This is a genomic window from Rodentibacter myodis, from assembly GCF_001999305.1.
In the GTDB taxonomy this organism is placed as follows: Bacteria; Pseudomonadota; Gammaproteobacteria; order Enterobacterales; family Pasteurellaceae; genus Rodentibacter; species Rodentibacter myodis.
In genome coordinates this window covers 1-20296 of sequence record NZ_MLHQ01000028.1, presented here as the reverse complement: position 1 = coordinate 20296, position 20296 = coordinate 1, and the positions used below count along the sequence as shown (strand labels likewise).

Genomic DNA, 20296 nt, shown 5'->3' with positions numbered 1-20296 from the left:
ATGATTAATGTAAAGTATCATCAAATATTTGTTGCTGTGCCGGTATTTCTATTTTTTACATTGCTTCTGGTTTTTCCAAAAGGATATAACTATGGTTCCACTATACTATTAGTTGTTAGTGTGTTATTCCTATTTTATGCTCTGTATAAGAAAATCTCTATTGGAAAAATTATTAAACAGAATAGAATTATCTTTTTCGCGATAGGATTTTATTTTTTGATATCACTATGCTTTATTTTATTTCATGGTGAAAAAATTAAGCTAATAGATAACCCATTAAGAGCATTTTTATTTCTTTCAGTGATTGTTTTTATTATTTACAGCGCAGCAACATTTGATATATTGCTACATAGTATACCACTTGGTTCTTTTATTGCAGGGGGGGTAGCGATTTATCAGTATTATATTTTACATTTGCCTAGTGCATTTTATGAGCAAATGAAAATTCAATCAGGTGATATTGCAATGTCACTTGGGGTATTTAGTTTTGTTGTTGTACTTTATTTGTATGATATAAAGAAATATAAGTTGGCCTTGTTAGCTGTTGTTACAGGTTTATTCGGTGTTTTTGCAAGTATACTTTCTTTTGCGCGCGGTGGGTGGATTGGGGTTCCTATTCTATTTTTAATAGCCATTTTTTTATACAGGCATTTATTGTCTAAAAAGTTGTTATTTACTATTTTAACGACCTTAGTCATTAGTCTTTCATTATTAACGATGAATGATAAGTTTATTGGTCGTATTTCTGAAGCTAAACAACAACTTGATAGTTATTATTTAAATGGTAGTAATGACGTTAGCTCAGTTGGAGAACGTTTAGATATGTGGAAAATTGGCTATAATGCTTTTAGAAAACGTCCTGTTTCAGGTTGGGGCTTAGATGAATTATATAATTATAAAGAAGAGTTAGCCCAAGAAGGAATTGTTGGTAAAACATCTATTTTGTATGTACATCTACATAATCAGTTTATAGATGATTTAGCTAAAAAGGGAGTTTTGGGTGGATTTGCTATCCTAGGAATTTTTATCATTCCGCTCTATATTTTTTATAAAAAACAAAAAAATGCTCAATATAATAAAAGAGTAAGATTTATTACAACTTTGGGAATTATTCATATAGTTTCTACAATGAGCTATTGTCTAACTCAATCGTTTCTAATTCATAATTCGGGGAATATATTTTATTTTTTCCTGATAGGATTATTTTATTCATTTACCGTTAATGAAGAGAAACGTCAAATTAGCTTTTAATATTTATTTAGTTCAATAGATTTGGATACTTCATTAAGAATGTCTAACACGAAAGCCTCTAGTTGTTGAAGAAATAGTTTTTGTGGGTATGGCTCGTATTTTTTACTGTGTCAGGCGTAATGAGTAGATAATTAATCTGTACTGGTAATTCAGATTTCTTAGAATCCATAAAAACGAACCTTCAGTGGTTTTTCAAAACCATTTGTTCGCCTATTTAAGCAATATAAGATATTGGCTGTGGAAAACTATACGGGTTATTGTATTTATAATTTTAGTAAGTTGAAATTAATCATATTATGACCTTGATAGACTATCATAATAGTATTAAATACGAAAAAAAAGTAACCTTTATTGCCGTTTTGATGCATGTTTTAGGGCAAAATTAAATGATTAACAATTTTTCCATGCTCTCACTATGGAGGGGCTTCTCCTCCGCCTTATCTTTGGCGATGAATTAAATGTTTGCTTGTTGGAACGGTCGATAGGACTGAGAGTATTGACCACCGTTGTTCCCTCTGTGTAGCAAGGTTTTTGCCCATACCCCTTACTCACATTATTGATAGTATAATAATCCTAAGTGATAAAGCAATGTTTTCATTAAAAAAGCTTGCTAATTCATTAAGTGAGAATACCTGCATGTTGTTCACTCCTTATGTTTTTAATCAATTAGACTTTATCTTGAAAAACCCCACCTTAATCGTTAATATCATGATTAAATAAGACGATAAGTTGGTTGAGCCAATATTTTTTAGTAAGTATCCTGTCGAGAGGTGTAAATTTATATTGTAGTCGATTAAGTGAGATAACCCGAATATTTATCAATTACGGTGACTAAGCACAAGTTCTTCATATTCAATTAGTGGGATAAATAGCAATTCTCCTTTTCGTTGGTTAACTCTAAATTTAGCTCGTAGTGGAAAAAAGGTTGTGATCATTAATCCAATCTCGGCATATTGACACCAGCCTCCAAAAAACATTGTTGGCCTGGGAGGTTGTCGTAGGTAGTTCAATTTCCTTGATTTCTTCAAGAACCAAAGCTATGAATATTTTGATAAAACGTGCATATTTTAGGTTATTAGTTCCTATTTTTGTACGTTCGGGAGAGGAAAGCATATCACAAAGATATTTTTAACAAACAATGCTGCAATAAATAGGATTATTGTTCATCAGTAACTGGTTTGTATTTGGATTGCCTGAGTATAACTGTTTGGTTTTGTTAATGAAATTATCTAAGCATTCACTTCAAGCGAGCTTAAAGCTCTATCTAGGACGGTAGATATAGACTATGAATAATGGCTTTGATTTTATTATATCGTACTATAAAAGGGACATATGCCAAATATTTCAAAGTGTAATTGATAGCAAGTGTGATGTTTATTAATGGAAATATTGATAAGATACATTTTACAAGTAACCATTGTAGCTTTTGCATGGAGACCATAAAATGGAAATTATTCTTTCAACCCGCCCCGCTTCAGACAGTTGGGGAAAAAATGCAATTTTAAGTTTTAATGGTGATGAAGCGGTGATTCACTTAAAAAATAATGAAAAAAATGACCGCACTTTGGTGCAGCGTGCGGCACGTAAATTGCGTGGGCAGGGCATTAAAGATGTTGAGCTTATAGGTGATGAGTGGGATTTGGATTTTTGTTGGGCGTTTTATCAAGGGTTTTATACGGCAAAGCAGGACTATAGTATTGAATTTCCACATTTAGATGATGAGCCACAGGATGAATTGTTAGCACGTATTCAATGTGGTGATTTTGTTCGAGGTATAATTAATGAACCTGCACAAAGTTTAACACCGGTGAAATTGGCGGAGCGTGCGGCTGAATTTATTACGGCACAGGCGGAAAATTATGCAGAAAAAAGTGCGGTCAATTTTCAGATAGTTTTGGGTGAGGAACTGGAAAAGCAAGGTTATCAAGGGATTTGGACGGTTGGGAAAGGCTCAGATAATCTACCGGCGATGTTACAATTGGATTTTAATCCGTCACAAGCTCCAAATGCACCGGTTTTAGCTTGTTTAGTGGGTAAAGGCATCACATTCGACAGTGGTGGTTATAGTATTAAACCGAGTGAAGGAATGAGTACGATGCGTACGGATATGGGCGGTGCTGCCTTATTAACCGGTGCATTGGGACTGGCGATTGCTCGTGGGTTGAATCACCGTGTAAAACTTTATTTATGCTGTGCAGAAAATTTGGTAAGCGGAAATGCTTTTAAATTAGGCGATATTATCACTTATAAAAATGGTATTACGGCAGAGATCCTCAATACTGATGCAGAAGGTCGTTTAGTACTGGCTGATGGATTGCTTGAGGCGGATAGTCAACATCCTGAATTTATGATTGATTGTGCCACCTTGACTGGTGCGGCTAAGGTTGCTGTGGGAAATGACTACCATTCTGTTCTGGCAATGGATGAAGAATTAGTAGAGGATCTCTTCCATTCGGCAAAAGTGGAAAATGAAGCATTTTGGCGTTTACCTTTTGAAGAATTTCATCGTTCACAAATTGGCTCTTCTTTTGCTGATATTGCCAATATCGGAACTGTACCGGTGGGCGCAGGGGCAAGTACGGCAACCGCTTTCTTATCTTATTTTGTGAAGAATTACCAACAAAATTGGTTGCATATTGATTGTTCGGCAACTTATCGCAAATCAGCAAGTGATTTGTGGGCCGTGGGGGCAACCGGAATTGGCGTACAAACGCTTGCAAATTTATTATTATCAAAATCAGCATAATAAAGGAGAAAATATGATGGAAAGAACGCTTTCAATTATTAAGCCGGATGCAGTAAAACGTGATCTTATTGGCATGATTTTAGCGAGGTTCGAGCAAAATGGTTTCAAAATTCTGGCGACTAAGATGGTGCATTTAACACAAGAACAGGCAGAAGGCTTTTATGTAGAACATCAGGGGAAGGCATTTTTTGAATCTTTGGTCGGGTATATGATGTCTGCACCTGTTGTGGTTTCTGTGCTTGAGAAGGAAAATGCTGTAAAAGATTACCGCACTTTGATTGGTGCAACAAATCCGGAAGTGGCTGCGGAAGGAACAATTCGAAGAGATTTTGCATTAAGTCAGCATGAAAATTCAGTGCATGGCTCTGATAGCGTGGAAAGCGCTCATCGCGAAATTGCTTATTTCTTTGCAGATTCAGAAATTTGTGAGCGTTAGTTGTATTAATCAATAACTTGTAGATAAAAAATAGCGGGCATAAAACCCGCTATTTTTGTTTCTTTATTTTTTTATAGAGCAATCACTGCAAATAATACCCAAATGGTATAAATGGTGGCTAAACCGTAGAAGATGAAGCCTCCTGCAGGAACATGGATTTTTAGATCGTGCATACCGTGATGAATACGGTGTAATCCGCACCACATTGGGAAAATAGTAAGTACAAGAATCACTAATTTACCAATCCAAGAATAGGCAAAAGCGACTAAATTTGCCGGTTCGATTAAGCCAAACGGTAATAGCAGACCTAAGATTAAAATTACCACAGGGAAGAAAATAGCACTTACTGTACCACCTGCACCAAACATTAACCATACAGGTGGTTCGCCGGAGCGTTTTGGATTTTTATCAATCATTTTTTTCTCCCTTAGATATAAACTAAAACCAAAGCAACCACACTAATGAGAGCAGTGACTGCCCAAAGTGAATTTCTTACAACAGCGTGTGGTAAACGTTCATTTTTTACAATGATGTTCATCACTTTTGGTGTCATTAAGAAATAAGTTACCGTATGGTAAAGGGTTGCTACTAGGGTGATGATATTAAGTAGCATGACAATTGGATTTTTCAAAAATTCAATAAAGTTGAAAATACCTAACCCAGGCATCGGATTGCTTGCAAGGCAAAGTACGCCGTAAAGCAATACGATACAGAACCATACTGCAAAAATTGAAGTGGCTTCACGAAGCATATAAGCTTTGTAGAAATCCAATTTTTGCCACCAAGTAGCCGTCATTGGGCGGACATATTTTTTGCGTTTACTAACAGTTACTGACATTCCTTCCCCCTTAGCCTTTTGGTTTCAGCATAGAGATAACATAATCTTTGGCACTTTCCACTTTGCCTTGGTTAATTGCCGCCGCCGGATCTACGTGTTTTGGACAAACTTCGGAACAATAACCCACGAAAGTACAAGTCCATACCCCGTTTTTACCATTTAATAGTGGCATACGTTGTGCTTTACCGTGGTCACGGTTATCAAGGTTATAACGATGAGCCATTGTAATTGCGGCAGGGCCTAGGAATTCAGGATTTAAACCAAATTGTGGACAAGCCGCATAACATAAACCACAGTTAATACACATTGAGAAAGTACGATATTTCTCAAGTTGAGCCGGTGTTTGTTTCGTACGACTTTTTGCAAGTTCTGCTGAAGGATGTGGTTTACCGTCTAAAGCCGGAGCTTCGTTGCCAATAATATATGGCTTAATTGCTTCCAAGCTCTCGATAAAGTGGCTTAAATCAACCACCAAGTCCCGCTCAATCGGGAAGTTTGCCAACGGTTCAATGCGCATATGACCGCTATAATCCCGCAAGAAGGTTTTACAAGCCAATTTAGGTTTGTTATTAACCATCATTCCGCAAGAACCGCAGATTGCCATACGGCAAGACCAACGGTAGGAAAGGGAAGGTTCAAGTTTATCTTTAATATAACCTAACGCATCAAGTAAGGATGTTTGGTTATCATAAGGCACTTGATAAGTGCTTAAATGTGGTTCTTTATCGCTTTCAGGATTATAGCGTAATACTTCCACATTCATTACCGGTGAATTAGCCATTTGCTTGCTCCTTAGCTTTAGCCGCCGCTTCTTGAGCTTCTGCTTCCGCGCCGTAAACACGTTTTGCAGGTTGAGATTTAGTGATTTTTACCGGGCTATATTCAATGCGCGGCGCACCATTCTCATTATAGAAAGCAAGAGTGTGTTTTAAGTAATTTACATCGTCACGTTCAGTGTAGTCTAAGCGTTGGTGTGCACCACGAGATTCCTTACGTTCAATCGCTGAGTTCGCAATTGATTGTGCCACATCAAGGATGTAACCTAATTCTATGGTATAAAGCACATCAGTGTTGAATACGCTTGAATTATCGGCAACACGAATACGTTTATAACGCTCTTTTAATTCCGTAATTTTATCAACGGCTTTTTGCATACTAGCTTGATCGCGGTAAATACCACAACCTTCTTCCATTACGGTTCCCATTTCATCACGGATTTCAGACCAGGATTCATTACCTTCTTGTTTATGAAGCGCTTTTAAGCGCGCCACTACATCTTTTGCCTGTGCATCAACGGCAGTTTGGTTTGCCGGCTGGGCTTCAACCGCACGATGTGCCGCATATTCACCGGCAACACGACCAAGGACAACAAGTTCAGCCAAAGAGTTAGAACCTAAACGGTTTGCACCATGTAAGCCTGAAGATGCACATTCACCCACAGCGAAGAGACCTTTAATACGGGTTTCACTGTTGAAATCCACTTCAATACCGCCCATGGTATAGTGAACAACAGGACGTACCGGAATCGGTTCATTCACCGGGTTCACACCTTCATAAGCACTTGCTAATTCACAAATGAATGGGAGACGTTCGTGTAAATATTTTTCACCCAAATGACGTAAATCAAGGTGAACGACATCCACACCTTTTGCAGTTTTTAAAGTGTTACCTTTTTTCCATTCTTGCCAGAACGCTTGAGAAACTTTATCACGTGGACCAAGTTCCATATATTTATTTTGTGGTTTACCGATTGGGGTTTCAGGGCCTAGACCATAATCTTGCAGATAACGGTAACCGTCTTTGTTGACTAAAATACCGCCTTCACCACGACAACCTTCGGTCATTAAAATACCGGTATTCGGTAAGCCGGTTGGGTGATATTGAACAAATTCCATATCGCGTAATGGTACACCGTGGCGATATGCCATAGATAAGCCATCACCGGTAACGATACCGCCATTTGTATTAAATTTGAAAGCACGGCAACCGCCACCTGTTGCAATCACCACGGCATTGGCATTAATTTGAACCAATGTGCCTTCCATCATATTCATCGCAACCATACCACGGGCGTGGCCATCGTCCACTAAAATGTCTAACACAAAGTGTTCGTCAAAGCGTTGAATTTGAGGATATTGGGTTGAAGTTTGGAAAAGTGTATGCAATAAATGGAAACCGGTTTTATCCGCCGCAAACCAAGTACGCTCAATTTTCATTCCACCGAAACGGCGAACGTTTACATCACCATCGGCTTTACGGCTCCAAGGGCAACCCCAGCGTTCAAGTTGTGTCATTTCCACCGGAGAATGTTGTACAAAATATTCTACAACATCTTGTTCACATAACCAGTCACCACCGGCAACGGTATCTTGGAAGTGTTTATCATAAGAGTCTTCCTCTTTGATAACGGCTGCTGCACCGCCCTCTGCTGCCACGGTGTGGCTACGCATTGGGTACACTTTTGAGACTAATGCAATTTTTAAGTTAGGATTTGCTTCTGCTGCGGCGATCGCTGCACGTAAACCGCCACCACCAGCACCAACAATTGCAATATCGACATTAACAGTTTGCACGATATTCCTCCAATCGTAGAAAGTAAAAACAAAACACCCATAAGGGTGGATTACCTCATTTTGCCACTTTTTTTATAAATTAATAACTTTTTTTCAGCAGTATTGAGGATAAATTAGTAATTTTGTGATCTACCTCAAAAAAGTTAATTTATAGAGGAAAAATAAATGCGAGAGGTTATTATTTCGCATAGGAATGAAAAGATACTTAGGCGAAAAAAATAGCCTAGGAAAAAGTAAGTTGAGTTGAAAAATCGGCTCGTTTACAATGCACAAACTAAAAATCATTCAGTACAAAAAATAAGAGAAAAAATGACCGCACTTCCCCCTCAATCTCCTGCTTGGCAACCTTCAGCGTCTATTGAAAACTTACTTGAACGAGCAAAAATTATTGCCGAGATTCGCCGTTTTTTTACTGATCGCGGTGTGCTTGAAGTGGAAACACCGGTATTGAGTGAATTTGGCGTAACGGATCTTCATCTTTCAACGTTTAACACGGAGTTTGTTGCCCCTTTTGATGAGCAATCAAAAACGCTGTGGCTTTCAACCAGCCCTGAATACCATATGAAACGCTTGTTGGCGGCAGGAAGTGGGCCGATTTTTCAAATCAGTAAAGTATTCAGAAATGAAGAAGCCGGCAATCGCCATAATCCGGAATTTACGATGCTGGAATGGTACCGGCCGCACTTTGATATGTATCGCTTAATTAACGAAGTGGATGATTTATTGCAACAAGTGTTAGATTGTAAACCTGCCGAAAGTATGAGTTATCAATTTGCTTTTCAAGAATATGTGGGGCTTGATCCCCTTTCTGCCGATCGTAAAGAATTGGTGGAAGCCGCCCGCCGACATCATTTTATGGCAAGCGAAGATGAAGATCGTGATACCTTATTGCAGTTTTTATTTAGTGAAGTCGTTGAACCGCAAATTGGACAGGATGCACCGGTCGCCATTTATCATTTTCCTTCTTCCCAAGCCGCACTGGCACAATTAAGTCCGGAAGATCAACGGGTGGCGGAACGTTTTGAGTTCTATTATAAAGGGTTGGAATTGGCAAATGGTTTTCACGAACTAAAAGATGCCCGAGAACAAGAACAGCGTTTTGAACAAGATAATCGTCAGCGTGAAAAAGCAGGCTTACCTGTGAGAGCGATTGACCGGCGTTTTCTAGGCGCATTAAAAGCAGGCATTCCAAATACATCGGGTGTTGCACTAGGGATCGATCGTTTAATTATGATTGCATTGAATGCAACAAGTATTAAAGAGGTGATTTCTTTCTCCATTGAAAATGCCTAATTCGCCAAAAATTCCAAAAGAGCGGTCAAAAAAAACGATATTTTTTGACCGCTCTTTGATCCAAATAAATATTTATGCAATTAAAGCACATAAAAATGTTATCTAGATCACATTTCTTAAAATATCTCTTTGAATTTGATTCCCTTCAAGCATATTATTCGCGCCCAATTTATAGGCTAAGTATTTGTTTAGCCTGATGGATATTTGATCTTTTTCTTTTTTAAGGTGTTTACTATGAAAAATCCAAAATGGAATAAATTTGATGCCGTATGGATGCTGAATCTGTTTGGCACGGCGGTGGGCGCGGGTGTCTTGTTTTTACCGATTAACGCCGGTATGGGCGGTTTTTGGCCGTTAGTGATTATGGCAATTATTGTGGGGCCGATGACTTATTTCGCCCACCGGGGGTTAGCCTATTTTGTGCTTTCCTCTAAAAATCCGGGCAGTGATATCACCGAGGTTGTTGAAGAACATTTCGGCAAAACGGCAGGTAAATTGATTACGCTACTTTATTTTTTCGCTATTTTCCCAATTCTTTTAATTTACGGGAATGGTATCACGAATACTGTAGATTCTTTCATTATAAATCAGCTTGGAATGGCATCGCCAAATCGTGCGTTGCTTTCTTTTGTTTTGATTGCGGTATTAATTTCAGTGATGCTTTTTAATGAAAAAGTAATGTTAAGAATTACGGAATGGCTGGTGTATCCGTTAGTCTTTATCTTGTTTGCAATGTCGATTTATCTTATTCCGGAATGGAATGGCTCAATGTTGAACGAATTTCCGACCGTAGGCGGTTTTATTACAACATTGTGGGTAACGATTCCAGTGTTGGTTTTTTCCTTTAATCATTCACCGGCAATTTCCTCTTTCACTTGTTCACAATATCGTGAATATAAAGAGTTTGATCGTACAGAACGTCATATTGGGCTTACGGAAAAAGGCACTTCGGCTATTCTACTTTTCTTTGTGATGTTCTTTGTGTTTAGCTGCGTATTGACCTTAACACCGGAAGAATTACTCGCTGCAAAAGCACAAAATATCAGTATTCTGTCATTTTTAGCGAATAAATTTGATAACCCTTATATCTCTTATTTTGGGCCTTTGGTCGCTTTCTTAGCCATCACCAGTTCTTTCTTTGGACACTATATGGGCGCGCGTGAAGGGCTGGAAGGGCTTTATGTCAAAATGAAAGGAAAAGCGGTTGATCGTAAAAAGCTAAACTATGGTACGGCATTATTTTTCTTGCTTACCTTATGGGGCGTGGCAATCATTAATCCGAGTATTTTAGGTTTGATTGAATCATTAGGCGGCCCAATTATTGCTATGATTTTATTCATTATGCCAATGTATGCTATTCGTAAAATACCGGCGATGAAACGTTATCAAGGACGTTTTAGTAATGTTTTTGTTACCGTAATGGGGTTAATTGCTATCTCTGCCGTGGTATATGGATTGTTATAGTTGGCTTTGCGTTTAGCTTATTGACGAGAAATCTATGATTAGCGTATTTGATATGTTTAAAGTGGGAATTGGGCCTTCCAGTTCCCATACTGTCGGACCAATGAAAGCTGGCAAACAATTTGTGGATGATCTTATCGCAAAAGGTCAGTTTGAACAGGTTGCGGAAATTCACGTGGATGTGTATGGCTCGCTCTCGATGACCGGACGCGGACACAACACAGATATTGCCATTGTTATGGGATTAGCGGGCTATTTACCCCACGATGTGGATATTGATTTGATCCCCTATTTCATTGAAAAAGTAAAAGAAACGGCAGAATTGTTGATTGCTCAAGGCAAGAAAACGGTGAAATTTGATTTTGAAAATAATCTGATTTTTCACCGCACTTTTTTAACGTTGCACGAAAATGGGATGACGATCACCGCATTGAATGCCAATCGTGAAATACTTTATCGTCAAACTTATTATTCCATCGGTGGTGGTTTTATTGTAGATGAAGCGCATTTCGGTGAAGAAGAAAAGCATTCTGTTAACGTGCCTTATCCTTATAAAAATGCGGAAGATATTTTACGCCACTGCAGTGAAAATGGCTTAATGCTTTCTACCGTTATGCTTGAAAATGAAATTGCATTGCACGGTAAGGAGGCATTAAAAGCACATTTGGCAAACGTATGGCAGACGATGCAAGCCTGTATTGACCACGGTTTGCATACCGAAGGGATTTTGCCCGGCCCTTTACGGGTCGCACGCCGTGCCGCTTCCTTATATCGAATGTTGCAAGCCAACACCAATTTATCGAACGATCCAATGCGTGTTATCGACTGGGTAAATATGTTCGCCCTTGCCGTCAATGAAGAAAATGCAGCAGGTGGACGGGTTGTTACCGCACCAACCAATGGCGCGTGCGGTATTATCCCTGCCGTGCTTTCTTATTACGATAAGTTTGTTTCACCGTTAACGCAGGAAATTGTAGAACGCTATTTATTAGCCGCCGGTATGATCGGCTCGCTTTATAAAATGAATGCTTCAATTTCCGGTGCGGAAGTAGGGTGTCAAGGTGAAGTCGGGGTTGCCTGCTCAATGGCTGCGGCAGGCTTGGCGGAAATTCTCGGCGGTAACCCAATGCAAGTCTGTATTGCGGCAGAAATTGCGATGGAACATAACCTTGGCTTAACTTGCGATCCTGTGGGCGGACAAGTCCAAGTGCCTTGTATTGAGCGTAACGCCATTGCTTCGGTAAAAGCCATTAATGCCTCACGTATGGCACTGCGCCGTACCACCAATCCTCGCGTAACACTTGATAAAGTCATCGAAACGATGTACGAAACCGGCAAAGATATGAATGCAAAATATCGCGAAACCTCACAAGGCGGTTTGGCGGTGAAAGTGGTTTGTTCTTAATCTTTAAAAAGTGCGGTTAAAATAATGATGGAAATAGTTTATTGGTTGAAACCAATATCTCAAAATTTTTGACCGCACTTTTTCTTAACTTTTTCTTATAGCTGTGTTCAATAGCTACTCTAAATTCTGTTTGATTAAAATATTTGTGTAAGAAAAAATATCTAAGTCAGTCTAACAAAGCAAAGTCATTGAGCTCTGTGTGTGTGTAGAAAAATAAAATTCTATACATGAAATTAAGAATTTTTGAAATTAATCGAACATTATTTATACAAGTTTAATATTTTCTTAATTCTATTCAACGGATAGAATGTAAATAATGTTTTAATTAGAGTTGTTTAAACTTATTTTAAAACGATTAGTTAAGGGGAGTTTATTCTAGTTATTTGAATTGCCTTCAAAAATTAAAGAAGAGCTGGCTTAAGTCAGAGATTAAATTTAGCTTATTGCTAATTACATTATTTTTTAACTTACAATATAAAAAGGAGAAAAATTGATGAAAACATCAATTAAGGGAACTTCTATAAGTTCTCTAGTTTGCTTTTCTTTATTATCCAATCCAGCCCATTCGAATGACGTTTTAACACAAGAGATCCAACAATTAAAACATCAAGAGACGCTTAATGAAACAAATAAAGCTTTTGAGAGAGCGCAAAAGTTCTTGTTTGAAAAACAGCCGGAACATAATGGCAAAGATAGTTCTTTTAACAGCGATATAAAAACTAATACAGAAAATAGAATAAGCCTGATTACCATTGACGATGGGGGGAAAGCTACAAATTTAGATTTCACATCTGTGATTAAGCAGTATCAAAATAAACCACTTACAACAAACCAAGTGCTTAATTTAGTCAAAGATTTGACCGATGTGTTATATCAGGCTGGTTATGTTACCAGTGCTATAGGTTTAAAAGAGAATATTACCCATAAAAATGAGTTACATTTCATTATTCATTGGGGATATGTAAGTGACTATTTAATAAATGGAGTACCGCCTAAAAATTTTAGAGATAAGGCGATGGTTTCTGTTTTACCAAATATTAAAAATAATATTTTAAATGTACACGATATTGATCAATTCATTGAGATTTTAAATACAACCAATAAATCTGCCGAGATTAAAGTTACTGCTGCAGAAAAAGTAGGAGAGTCTAATTTAAATATTATTACAAAAAGAACGTATTTACCTCACTTTACATTGGGTTTTAATAATTCCGGTGTGGAAAATAATGCTAACGGACGTAATCAATTAACAGCAAGTATGAGTTGGAGTGATTTATTGGGTACAAATGATAGCTGGTATTTATCTACCGGATATCGACTTTATAAACACCATAATCAAAATAATCAACAAAATTATTCATTAAGTTATAGTCAACCATTTTCTTTTTATACGTTAGATCTACGTCTTTCGCAATCTGATAATGAAAAAGAACTCAACGGCATTAATTCTTACTCTTCCAGCGGAAAAATTCAAACTGCTAATATTAAGCTATCTAGAGTATTAACTCGTAGTAAAACTTCTATTTTTTCGGCTTACAGTGAATTAGAGTTTAAGAAAAGAAAGAACTATATCGGAGAACGATTAGTCAGCCTTTATCATAATAATAAATTAACCATCGGTTTATCTCATATTACTAATTTTCTTGATGGTAAGTTATACAGCGATATTTCCTATTCCAATGGTTTAAATTGGTTCCATTCAGATAGCTTAGCTTATAATCGGAAAACAAGTAAAACATTAAAATTAATTTCGGGAAGTATAAGTTGGTATAAGCCTTTCATTATTAAGCAACGCTATGTTAACTATCAATTTCGCTTAGGTTTTCAATATTCTCCTTATGCGTTGTATTCGGATAATCAATTTTCTATTGGTGATGAATATACTGTAAGGGGATTTAAGGGCGGGATTAGCTCAGGAGAAAGCGGCTATTATCTTTCTCAAACTTTAGAATTACCATTCTATCCGAATAAAACTTATCTTTCACAGATAAAACCTTTTATTGGTATTGACTTTGGTAGAACATTTAAGCGTATTGAGAATAAAAGTGAATCTATTGCTGGTTTTGCAATAGGCGGAAAGACTCAGATAAAGCAATTGGCATTATCTTTTACTTATGCTAAGCCATTAAAAAATATTAAATGTGATAATAAATGTAATAAGGCAGATAATGCAGGCGTCTATTACGTTAATACTTCGATTTCGTTTTAATTTATTATTTACTTAGATAGGAGAAAACAATGAACAAAGATAGATACAAGCTTATTTTTAGCAAAGCCAAGTCCTGCTTAATTCCGGTTGCAGAATATATTAGTTATGCTACGGAAAATTCTAAGGATAATCCTCATAGAGAAGTTGGCTTAGATTTAGAAAAGAATGAAATCATTACAGGTGCATTTCCTTTTTCGATAGTATCAAAATTTATCAATCAGCTACTAAAACCGGCAACATTAACTTTATTTATTGTGCTTCCAAATGGTGTTTTTGCACAGGGTACTGTTTTGGATAAAAATAATAATGAAACAAAGATTTCGCATACACAAAATAACGTATTAGTGGTTGAAATTGCTAAACCGCAAAATGATGGGATTTCCGATAATAAATTTGAACGTTTAAATATTCACAATGGTGCCGTATTTAATAATAGTCTAAAAGAAGGGTCTTCTCATTTAATTGGCTATTTAGATAAAAATACAAATCTCGACGGTAAAACAGCAAGAGCGATTTTAACTCAAGTTACGGGTAACCAAATGAGCCAAATTCAAGGTGGGCTTGAAGTATTTGGGGATAAAGCCGATTTGCTGGTGATTAACCCAAATGGGATCAATATTAATGGCGTTCAAACCTTTAATACTGATCGTTTTGTCGCTTCTACAAGTAATGTTATTGATCCAAGTAAAGAATTAAAGCTAAATGTTGATAAAGGCCAAGTCACCATCGGTGAAAATGGTATTGCGACAGATGGTTTGAAATATCTTGATATTGTCGCCAAGAAAATAGAACAAAAAGGTGCGATTCGCCACGTTGGAAAAGATAATAATCAATCAAAAACCGATATTAATTTTGTGGCAGGTTCAGCAGAATATGATGTAATTAATCGTATTGCAACCTCAAAAAAACAAACATCAACAGAAGTTGCCATTACGGGTACGGAAGCAGGGGCAATGTATGGTAACCACATTCAATTTATTACTACAGATAGCGGAGCTGGGGTTAATCATAAAGGTATCATTTTATCGGAAAAAGATATTCAAATTAATAGCCAGCAAGGAAATGTTGATATTTCAATCTTACAAGCCAAAGAAAAGGTAAAAATTAACAACGCAAATAAGTTAAATGTTCATTCACAAATTGCTGCCGAAAAAGAAACTGATTTGATAGGTGATGAAATTGCCTTGGCTGATAATGCTCAAGTTAAGAGCAAGAAGGTTAATGTTCAATCTAAAAAATTATCAACTAAAAATAAAGCTAAAATCAGCGGTACTGAAGTTAATATAAAAAGTAATGTTACCAATGTCGGTGAAAATTCTACACTTCTTGCAACAACTTTAACTCTTGATGCAAAAGAGATCACCAATAACGGTACCATTGCCGCTCGTTTTAACACAATTGAAACGGATACCCTAAAAAATAATAAGGATATTCTCGCCAAGAAAACCCTAAATATCACAACGAAAGGGAACACGGAAAAAGCGGAAAGTGGAAAGCGCGGTCAAAATTATTATCAAAATAATGGAACCATCCAAAGTGAGGGCAGTGCTACTCTTACCTTTAAAGATAATACCCATTTCCATTCACAATCACATAAATTACCTGAAGCAAAAGATGAATTAATCCTTGCAACCAATGAAGCTTATTTTGATAAAGATTCAGAAACGCAATTAGCCAATTCATTTACGATTAAAAGTAATGAATTTAAGAATAAAGGTCTTTTAACCAGCGGCAATATTTTATCTATTACTAGTAATCAAAGTATTCGAAACGAAGGGGTGTTAGGGGCTAAAAACGCACTAAATCTCACTTCATTAACTTCATTTATTAATAATGTAGAGTCAGGTGTATTGCATTCAGATGGAAGAATGAATTTAGATGCAAATAGCTTTGTTTATAATCTTGGTGATATTTTATCAAAAGATAAACTAACAGTTTCTGCAGAAAACTTAACTAACGATGTAAAATTAAGAGGTAATGTTAATACAGCCTTTAAAAAAATCAAATTAACACGCAGTGATTCTGGGTATACATATACTTATTACTATACCATAGAGGGTGATTTACCTGAGTTTGATGGCTCTTCGTTAGATGTTGCTAAAACAGCTAATATTCGCGGAGAAGGAGATTTTGAATTTATCCAAAAACCATCAAATAATTACGACGCAGGTATTGTCAATGCAGGTGTTATTAATGTACAAGGAAAATTTATTTCAAATGGTACTAAGGCTATTCAAAATAATATGCGCTCTATCAAGAAAGAAATTGTTTTAGATTATTTGAAAAAGCCTATTAATTTACAATTTAGTTTTTTGCCTAGATTAAATATTCTTGGAACTGGTCTACAGTCAGCTAAGAAATATACTGTCCATTCATTGGATGAATTATTTAGTAGCCATTTCTTATTTGGAAATTCAAATGAATATTCTAAAGAAGGAAATTATTCGGTTACTAAGAGAGAAGTATTGAAATTATTAAAATCTATAGATTCTCCAGATTTCCAACAAACCTTAACGACGATTTTTGGCCCTAATTGGGAAGCTCAATCTATTAACCAATTAAGAACTCAATATTTGGATTATGTAAAAGATCAGCATTCTCGTACATTTTATCCGAATCAAAAAGCCAAATTCTTAGCGGGCAGTTTTGAAGGAGAAGCTAAGGTATTAATCAATGGTGAAGCAGGCGAAGAAGGAAAATTTGAACATAATGTTGCTGTTGGTAAACATCAAATTACCTCACCAAATGTAGAATTTAAACCTTTTGTTGCGCCATCACAACATAATAGTGATAGTGAAATTGATCTTTCTGTATTATTAGAAGTGTTGGCTAACCCACATTTATTTATTGATCGTTCATTACAAAATAAAAAAGTAGAAAACGAGAAAAAAGAGATTGTTGTTCCTGATGACGGTTTATTGGCCGAAACAGAAGAAGAAAAACGCCAACGATTAGAAAAAGAGCGTTTAGAACAAGAACGTTTAGCAAAACAACGTGAAGAAGAGCTTAAAAAGCAACAAGAGCTTTCTGAACAACAGAAAAAAGAGCTAGAAGAATATCAGCGAAAACTTGAAGAAGAAAAACGTAAAGCAGATGAATTAGCGAAACAACGAAAACTTGCGGAAGAAAGCCAGCGTCCTCATATTGAGGTTGATCCGTTATATCAAACCAGAGTGAACTATATCAATCAAAAAGATTATGTGGGTTCAGATTACTTCTTTAATAAGCTTGGCGCTAAAGTTGAAGGCGATAAAGTCAGTGTAATTGGCGATAGTTATTTTGAACATCAATTAATTACTCGCAGCATTGAGAAAAAGGTCGATAACCATTTAGCCCTAAAATACGATTTAACTAACGTAAATTTAGTTAAACGTCTAATGGATAACGCATCTTATGTTTCTAATGATTTGGATTTAACTTTAGGCAAAGCACTCACTAAAGAACAGCAAGAAAATCTGAAAGAAGACATTATTTGGTATGTGAAATCAAATGTAAATGGTAAAGAAGTTTATGTACCACAAGTTTATTTCGCTAAGAGTACCTTAGAAGATGCTGAGAAATATAAAGGCTTAGGTCAAGCGGTGCTTAAAGCTAGAGAACTGCGGTTAAAAACTAAAGATGTTTATAACCAAGGAACGATTGCTGGGCGAAAAGTTGATATTGAAGCTGACAATAAAATTAAAAATCAAGGTAGTGTTTTAGGCGAAGAATTGGTTAAATTGAAAGGTCATAAAGGTATTGAGTCTTCTTCTACATCTTATGCAGATGAAAAAGGGAATACTGAAGTACAAAAATCCCAAATCACCTCTGGTGAACATATGCATTTAGAGACTGATTTGGACAGTTCCATTGATATCAAAGGTTCAGATATCAAAGCTAAAACAGGTTTTGCCAAAACAAAACAACTCAATATGACTGACACTCACAAATTTAGTAGTCAACATAAACAAAAAAGCATTGTGGCGAACAGTCTTTTCTATACAGATGAAGTGGGTAGTGAAAGCGAAAGCCATTATAAAGCTGAATCAGTAGGTTCTGATGTAACCTTTGATCATTTGCACCTTGCAGTTGAAGAAGATGTAAATCAAGTGGGCAGTAAGCTTAATGCCAAACGTATTACTGGGGTAGTAAAAGGAGACTACAATACTGAAGCAGGGAAAAATGTTGAGCATAGTGAAAAATCAAAAGCTTATTCACAATTAGCAACTGGTATTTCCTTTAATGGTGGCGGTTATTCAAAATCCTTTGAATACGGCACTGTTGATGGGGCATCAACACAAACTACCGAAAGCACACATACTGGCGTAAATGGTGAAGTTGGCTTGAAAATGGTTTCAGAAAAAGAGAGCAAAACGGACCTGAAGCATTCTAATAGCCAATTAAATGCTGAAACGGGTGATTTACACGTTTTAGGTACGTTAGATATTGGCGGACTAGATATTAATAAATCTGATACTGCAGTTGAAGATCATACTCCAGCCTCTGCAATGGCAGAAGGTTCAGTGTCGCCAAATCATAGTGATAATGCTTTAGCCAAAAAGCAAGAAGGGAGTAAATCTACACCAACTGGTGAAAAACCTGAATTGAGAAAATTATCTCAGGAAGAAATTGATGAATTAATGGCAGAAAAAGATCAATCATTCTTTGAACAACAAGCGAATGAGCCGACCGAAGGTTTGAACTTAACTGCGAAAAAAATCATCTCTACAAAGCAAAAGGATGAAACCGACTACCAATCCAGAAAAGATAATGTTACCGCAGGTATTGTGGGCGAAGCACATTCAGCAATAGCGGATGCGATTAGCCATGCCGTCAAACAGGCAGAAGATGCCAAAAAAGGGGTTAAACAAGATGGTACAGCGGCATTACAAGTCGCCAGCGATGTTGCGAATTTAGCTACCGGTGATCTGGTTGGTAGCTCAGTGAAAAGACAGATAGGTTACTCTTCATCATCCTATAAACTTAATGAGAAATCTGATAATAGAACGCAGCTTAACGGTAATTTAACCTTAACGGCGACTGACGGTGGCGTTGAATTAAATAACGTAGAACGTAATAAAAAATCAGGTAAATTAAATATTAATGCGAAAGATGATGTCAATATTAATGCGGGTAAAACAGAAAGAAGTGAATCCGAATCCTCGGCTGGTGCTAAATATTCTGAAGGAGTGAGTGTTTCTTGTGGTCTTATGGTGCAAGGTTGTGCAGTGGGTTCTTCAGTATCTGTTGAAACCAATGGAAGCACTATGAATTCAACTTCAACGAGCTACCAAAATAGCGAATTATCCGCTGAACAATTGAGTATCAAAACGGATAAAAATCTTAATTTATCGGGGGCAAATCTTGAAGCGGATATTTATCGCTCCAAGATCGCTGGAAAAACAAATATTGAGTCAAAACAAGATAGCTATGACAGAACCAGTCAGCATTTTGATGCCTCAGCTTCTGTAGGTATGTCTATTTCAACCACAACGGCGATTACGCCTACGGGAACCGTTGGTGGCGGTTATGGACGAGAGACCGAACAAAGCCGCAAGGTCAATAAACAATCGGGAATTGCCGCTAATAGAATGGAAGGCGAAACTAAAGGGCTTGACTTAAAAGGCGGTTATTTTGTAGATAAAAGTAATGGTAAATCATTTAAGATTGACGGTGATGTAACGCATCAATCTCTTGCAGATTATCATCATCAAGATGGTGGTGAATTTGGGTTATCTATTGGTCGTAATGAACGTGGAACATCACAGGCAACCGTGCGTGGCGGACGTTCTGCACAAAAACATTATGAAGCAACCCAAGATTCAACATTATCTGGTGTTAATGCGGGAAATGTGCAGGGAGAGATTAATCAAGATCTTGAAAAATCCAAAACTGTTCAGCGTGATGATAAATACGCAAGCACAAGTTTTAGTTTTGAAGTATTAGATTTAGCGGAATTAGCACAAAAAGGCAAAGAGAAAGCAAAACGTTTTACCTCAAAAGAAACAGAAACTGATGTAAATACAAACCGTCTATCTCGTGCAACAGAAGAGCCGATTTACAGCGAGGTGCAAGAACCGAAAGGTAATAAAGCAGGTAGCGAAC

12 protein-coding genes are annotated in these 20296 nt (G+C 36.9%); 8 read left to right on the top strand and 4 right to left on the bottom strand.

Annotation, left to right across the window (positions count from 1 at the left end; genetic code table 11):
- The 3 genes from BKL49_RS10580 (at nucleotide 1) to ndk (ending at nucleotide 4433) form a co-directional block, all read left to right on the top strand.
- Nucleotides 1–1251 (top strand): O-antigen ligase family protein, encoded by a 1251-nt coding sequence (locus BKL49_RS10580; protein ID WP_077425256.1) that lies wholly within the window; start codon nucleotides 1–3, stop codon nucleotides 1249–1251.
- Nucleotides 1252–2695: 1444 nt separating this feature from the next.
- Complete coding sequence (gene pepB / locus BKL49_RS10575) at nucleotides 2696–3997, top strand: aminopeptidase PepB (protein WP_077425255.1); 1302 nt, start codon at nucleotides 2696–2698, stop codon at nucleotides 3995–3997.
- A gap of 13 nt (nucleotides 3998–4010) precedes the next feature.
- Nucleotides 4011–4433, top strand: a complete 423-nt coding sequence (ndk, locus tag BKL49_RS10570; protein WP_077425253.1) for a nucleoside-diphosphate kinase — start codon at nucleotides 4011–4013, stop codon at nucleotides 4431–4433.
- A gap of 71 nt (nucleotides 4434–4504) precedes the next feature.
- Here ndk and frdD read toward each other — a convergent pair whose 3' ends face one another.
- The 4 genes from frdD to frdA are packed head-to-tail and all read right to left on the bottom strand — an operon-like array spanning nucleotide 4505 to nucleotide 7844.
- Nucleotides 4505–4849, bottom strand: coding sequence for a fumarate reductase subunit FrdD (gene frdD, locus BKL49_RS10565; protein ID WP_077425250.1), 345 nt, complete (start codon nucleotides 4847–4849; stop codon nucleotides 4505–4507).
- An 11-nt stretch (nucleotides 4850–4860) separates the two neighbouring features.
- Complete coding sequence (frdC, locus tag BKL49_RS10560) at nucleotides 4861–5271, bottom strand: fumarate reductase subunit FrdC (RefSeq protein ID WP_077425247.1); 411 nt, start codon at nucleotides 5269–5271, stop codon at nucleotides 4861–4863.
- 10 nt (nucleotides 5272–5281) lie between these two features.
- Nucleotides 5282–6052: a succinate dehydrogenase/fumarate reductase iron-sulfur subunit gene (locus BKL49_RS10555; protein WP_077425245.1), complete on the bottom strand. Its 771-nt coding sequence runs from the start codon at nucleotides 6050–6052 to the stop codon at nucleotides 5282–5284.
- Nucleotides 6045–7844: a fumarate reductase (quinol) flavoprotein subunit gene (frdA, locus tag BKL49_RS10550; RefSeq protein WP_077425243.1), complete on the bottom strand. Its 1800-nt coding sequence runs from the start codon at nucleotides 7842–7844 to the stop codon at nucleotides 6045–6047. The genes BKL49_RS10555 and frdA overlap by 8 nt, the downstream gene beginning before the upstream one ends.
- Nucleotides 7845–8153: 309 nt before the next feature.
- Here frdA and epmA point away from each other — a divergent pair, with 309 nt between their 5' ends.
- From epmA to BKL49_RS10525, 5 genes are all read left to right on the top strand, one after another.
- Entirely contained in the window at nucleotides 8154–9137 is a 984-nt protein-coding gene (gene epmA / locus BKL49_RS10545; protein WP_077425241.1) for an elongation factor P--(R)-beta-lysine ligase, read from the top strand.
- A 234-nt stretch (nucleotides 9138–9371) separates the two neighbouring features.
- A complete protein-coding gene (locus tag BKL49_RS10540) occupies nucleotides 9372–10601 on the top strand; it encodes an HAAAP family serine/threonine permease (protein WP_077425238.1) in 1230 nt (409 codons plus the stop codon).
- A 34-nt stretch (nucleotides 10602–10635) separates the two neighbouring features.
- Nucleotides 10636–12003, top strand: a complete 1368-nt coding sequence (locus tag BKL49_RS10535; protein ID WP_077425236.1) for an L-serine ammonia-lyase — start codon at nucleotides 10636–10638, stop codon at nucleotides 12001–12003.
- A 493-nt stretch (nucleotides 12004–12496) separates the two neighbouring features.
- The gene (locus BKL49_RS10530; RefSeq protein ID WP_077425234.1) at nucleotides 12497–14212 is read left to right on the top strand and encodes a ShlB/FhaC/HecB family hemolysin secretion/activation protein; all 1716 of its coding nucleotides are present in this window, start codon (nucleotides 12497–12499) and stop codon (nucleotides 14210–14212) included.
- 29 nt (nucleotides 14213–14241) lie between these two features.
- Nucleotides 14242–20296, top strand: a 6055-nt coding sequence (locus BKL49_RS10525) for a two-partner secretion domain-containing protein (protein WP_077425232.1), incomplete at its 3' end; no start/stop codon positions are given.

Excerpts from the sequence above, each read along its gene's own strand:
- BKL49_RS10580 (WP_077425256.1), top strand. The coding sequence starts at position 1 with ATGATTAATGTAAAGTATCATCAAATATTTGTTGCTGTGCCGGTATTT.
- pepB (WP_077425255.1), top strand. The coding sequence starts at position 2,696 with ATGGAAATTATTCTTTCAACCCGCCCCGCTTCAGACAGTTGGGGAAAA.
- ndk (WP_077425253.1), top strand. The coding sequence starts at position 4,011 with ATGATGGAAAGAACGCTTTCAATTATTAAGCCGGATGCAGTAAAACGT.
- frdD (WP_077425250.1), bottom strand. The coding sequence starts at position 4,849 with ATGATTGATAAAAATCCAAAACGCTCCGGCGAACCACCTGTATGGTTA.
- frdC (WP_077425247.1), bottom strand. The coding sequence starts at position 5,271 with ATGTCAGTAACTGTTAGTAAACGCAAAAAATATGTCCGCCCAATGACG.
- BKL49_RS10555 (WP_077425245.1), bottom strand. The coding sequence starts at position 6,052 with ATGGCTAATTCACCGGTAATGAATGTGGAAGTATTACGCTATAATCCT.
- epmA (WP_077425241.1), top strand. The coding sequence starts at position 8,154 with ATGACCGCACTTCCCCCTCAATCTCCTGCTTGGCAACCTTCAGCGTCT.
- BKL49_RS10540 (WP_077425238.1), top strand. The coding sequence starts at position 9,372 with ATGAAAAATCCAAAATGGAATAAATTTGATGCCGTATGGATGCTGAAT.
- BKL49_RS10535 (WP_077425236.1), top strand. The coding sequence starts at position 10,636 with ATGATTAGCGTATTTGATATGTTTAAAGTGGGAATTGGGCCTTCCAGT.
- BKL49_RS10530 (WP_077425234.1), top strand. The coding sequence starts at position 12,497 with ATGAAAACATCAATTAAGGGAACTTCTATAAGTTCTCTAGTTTGCTTT.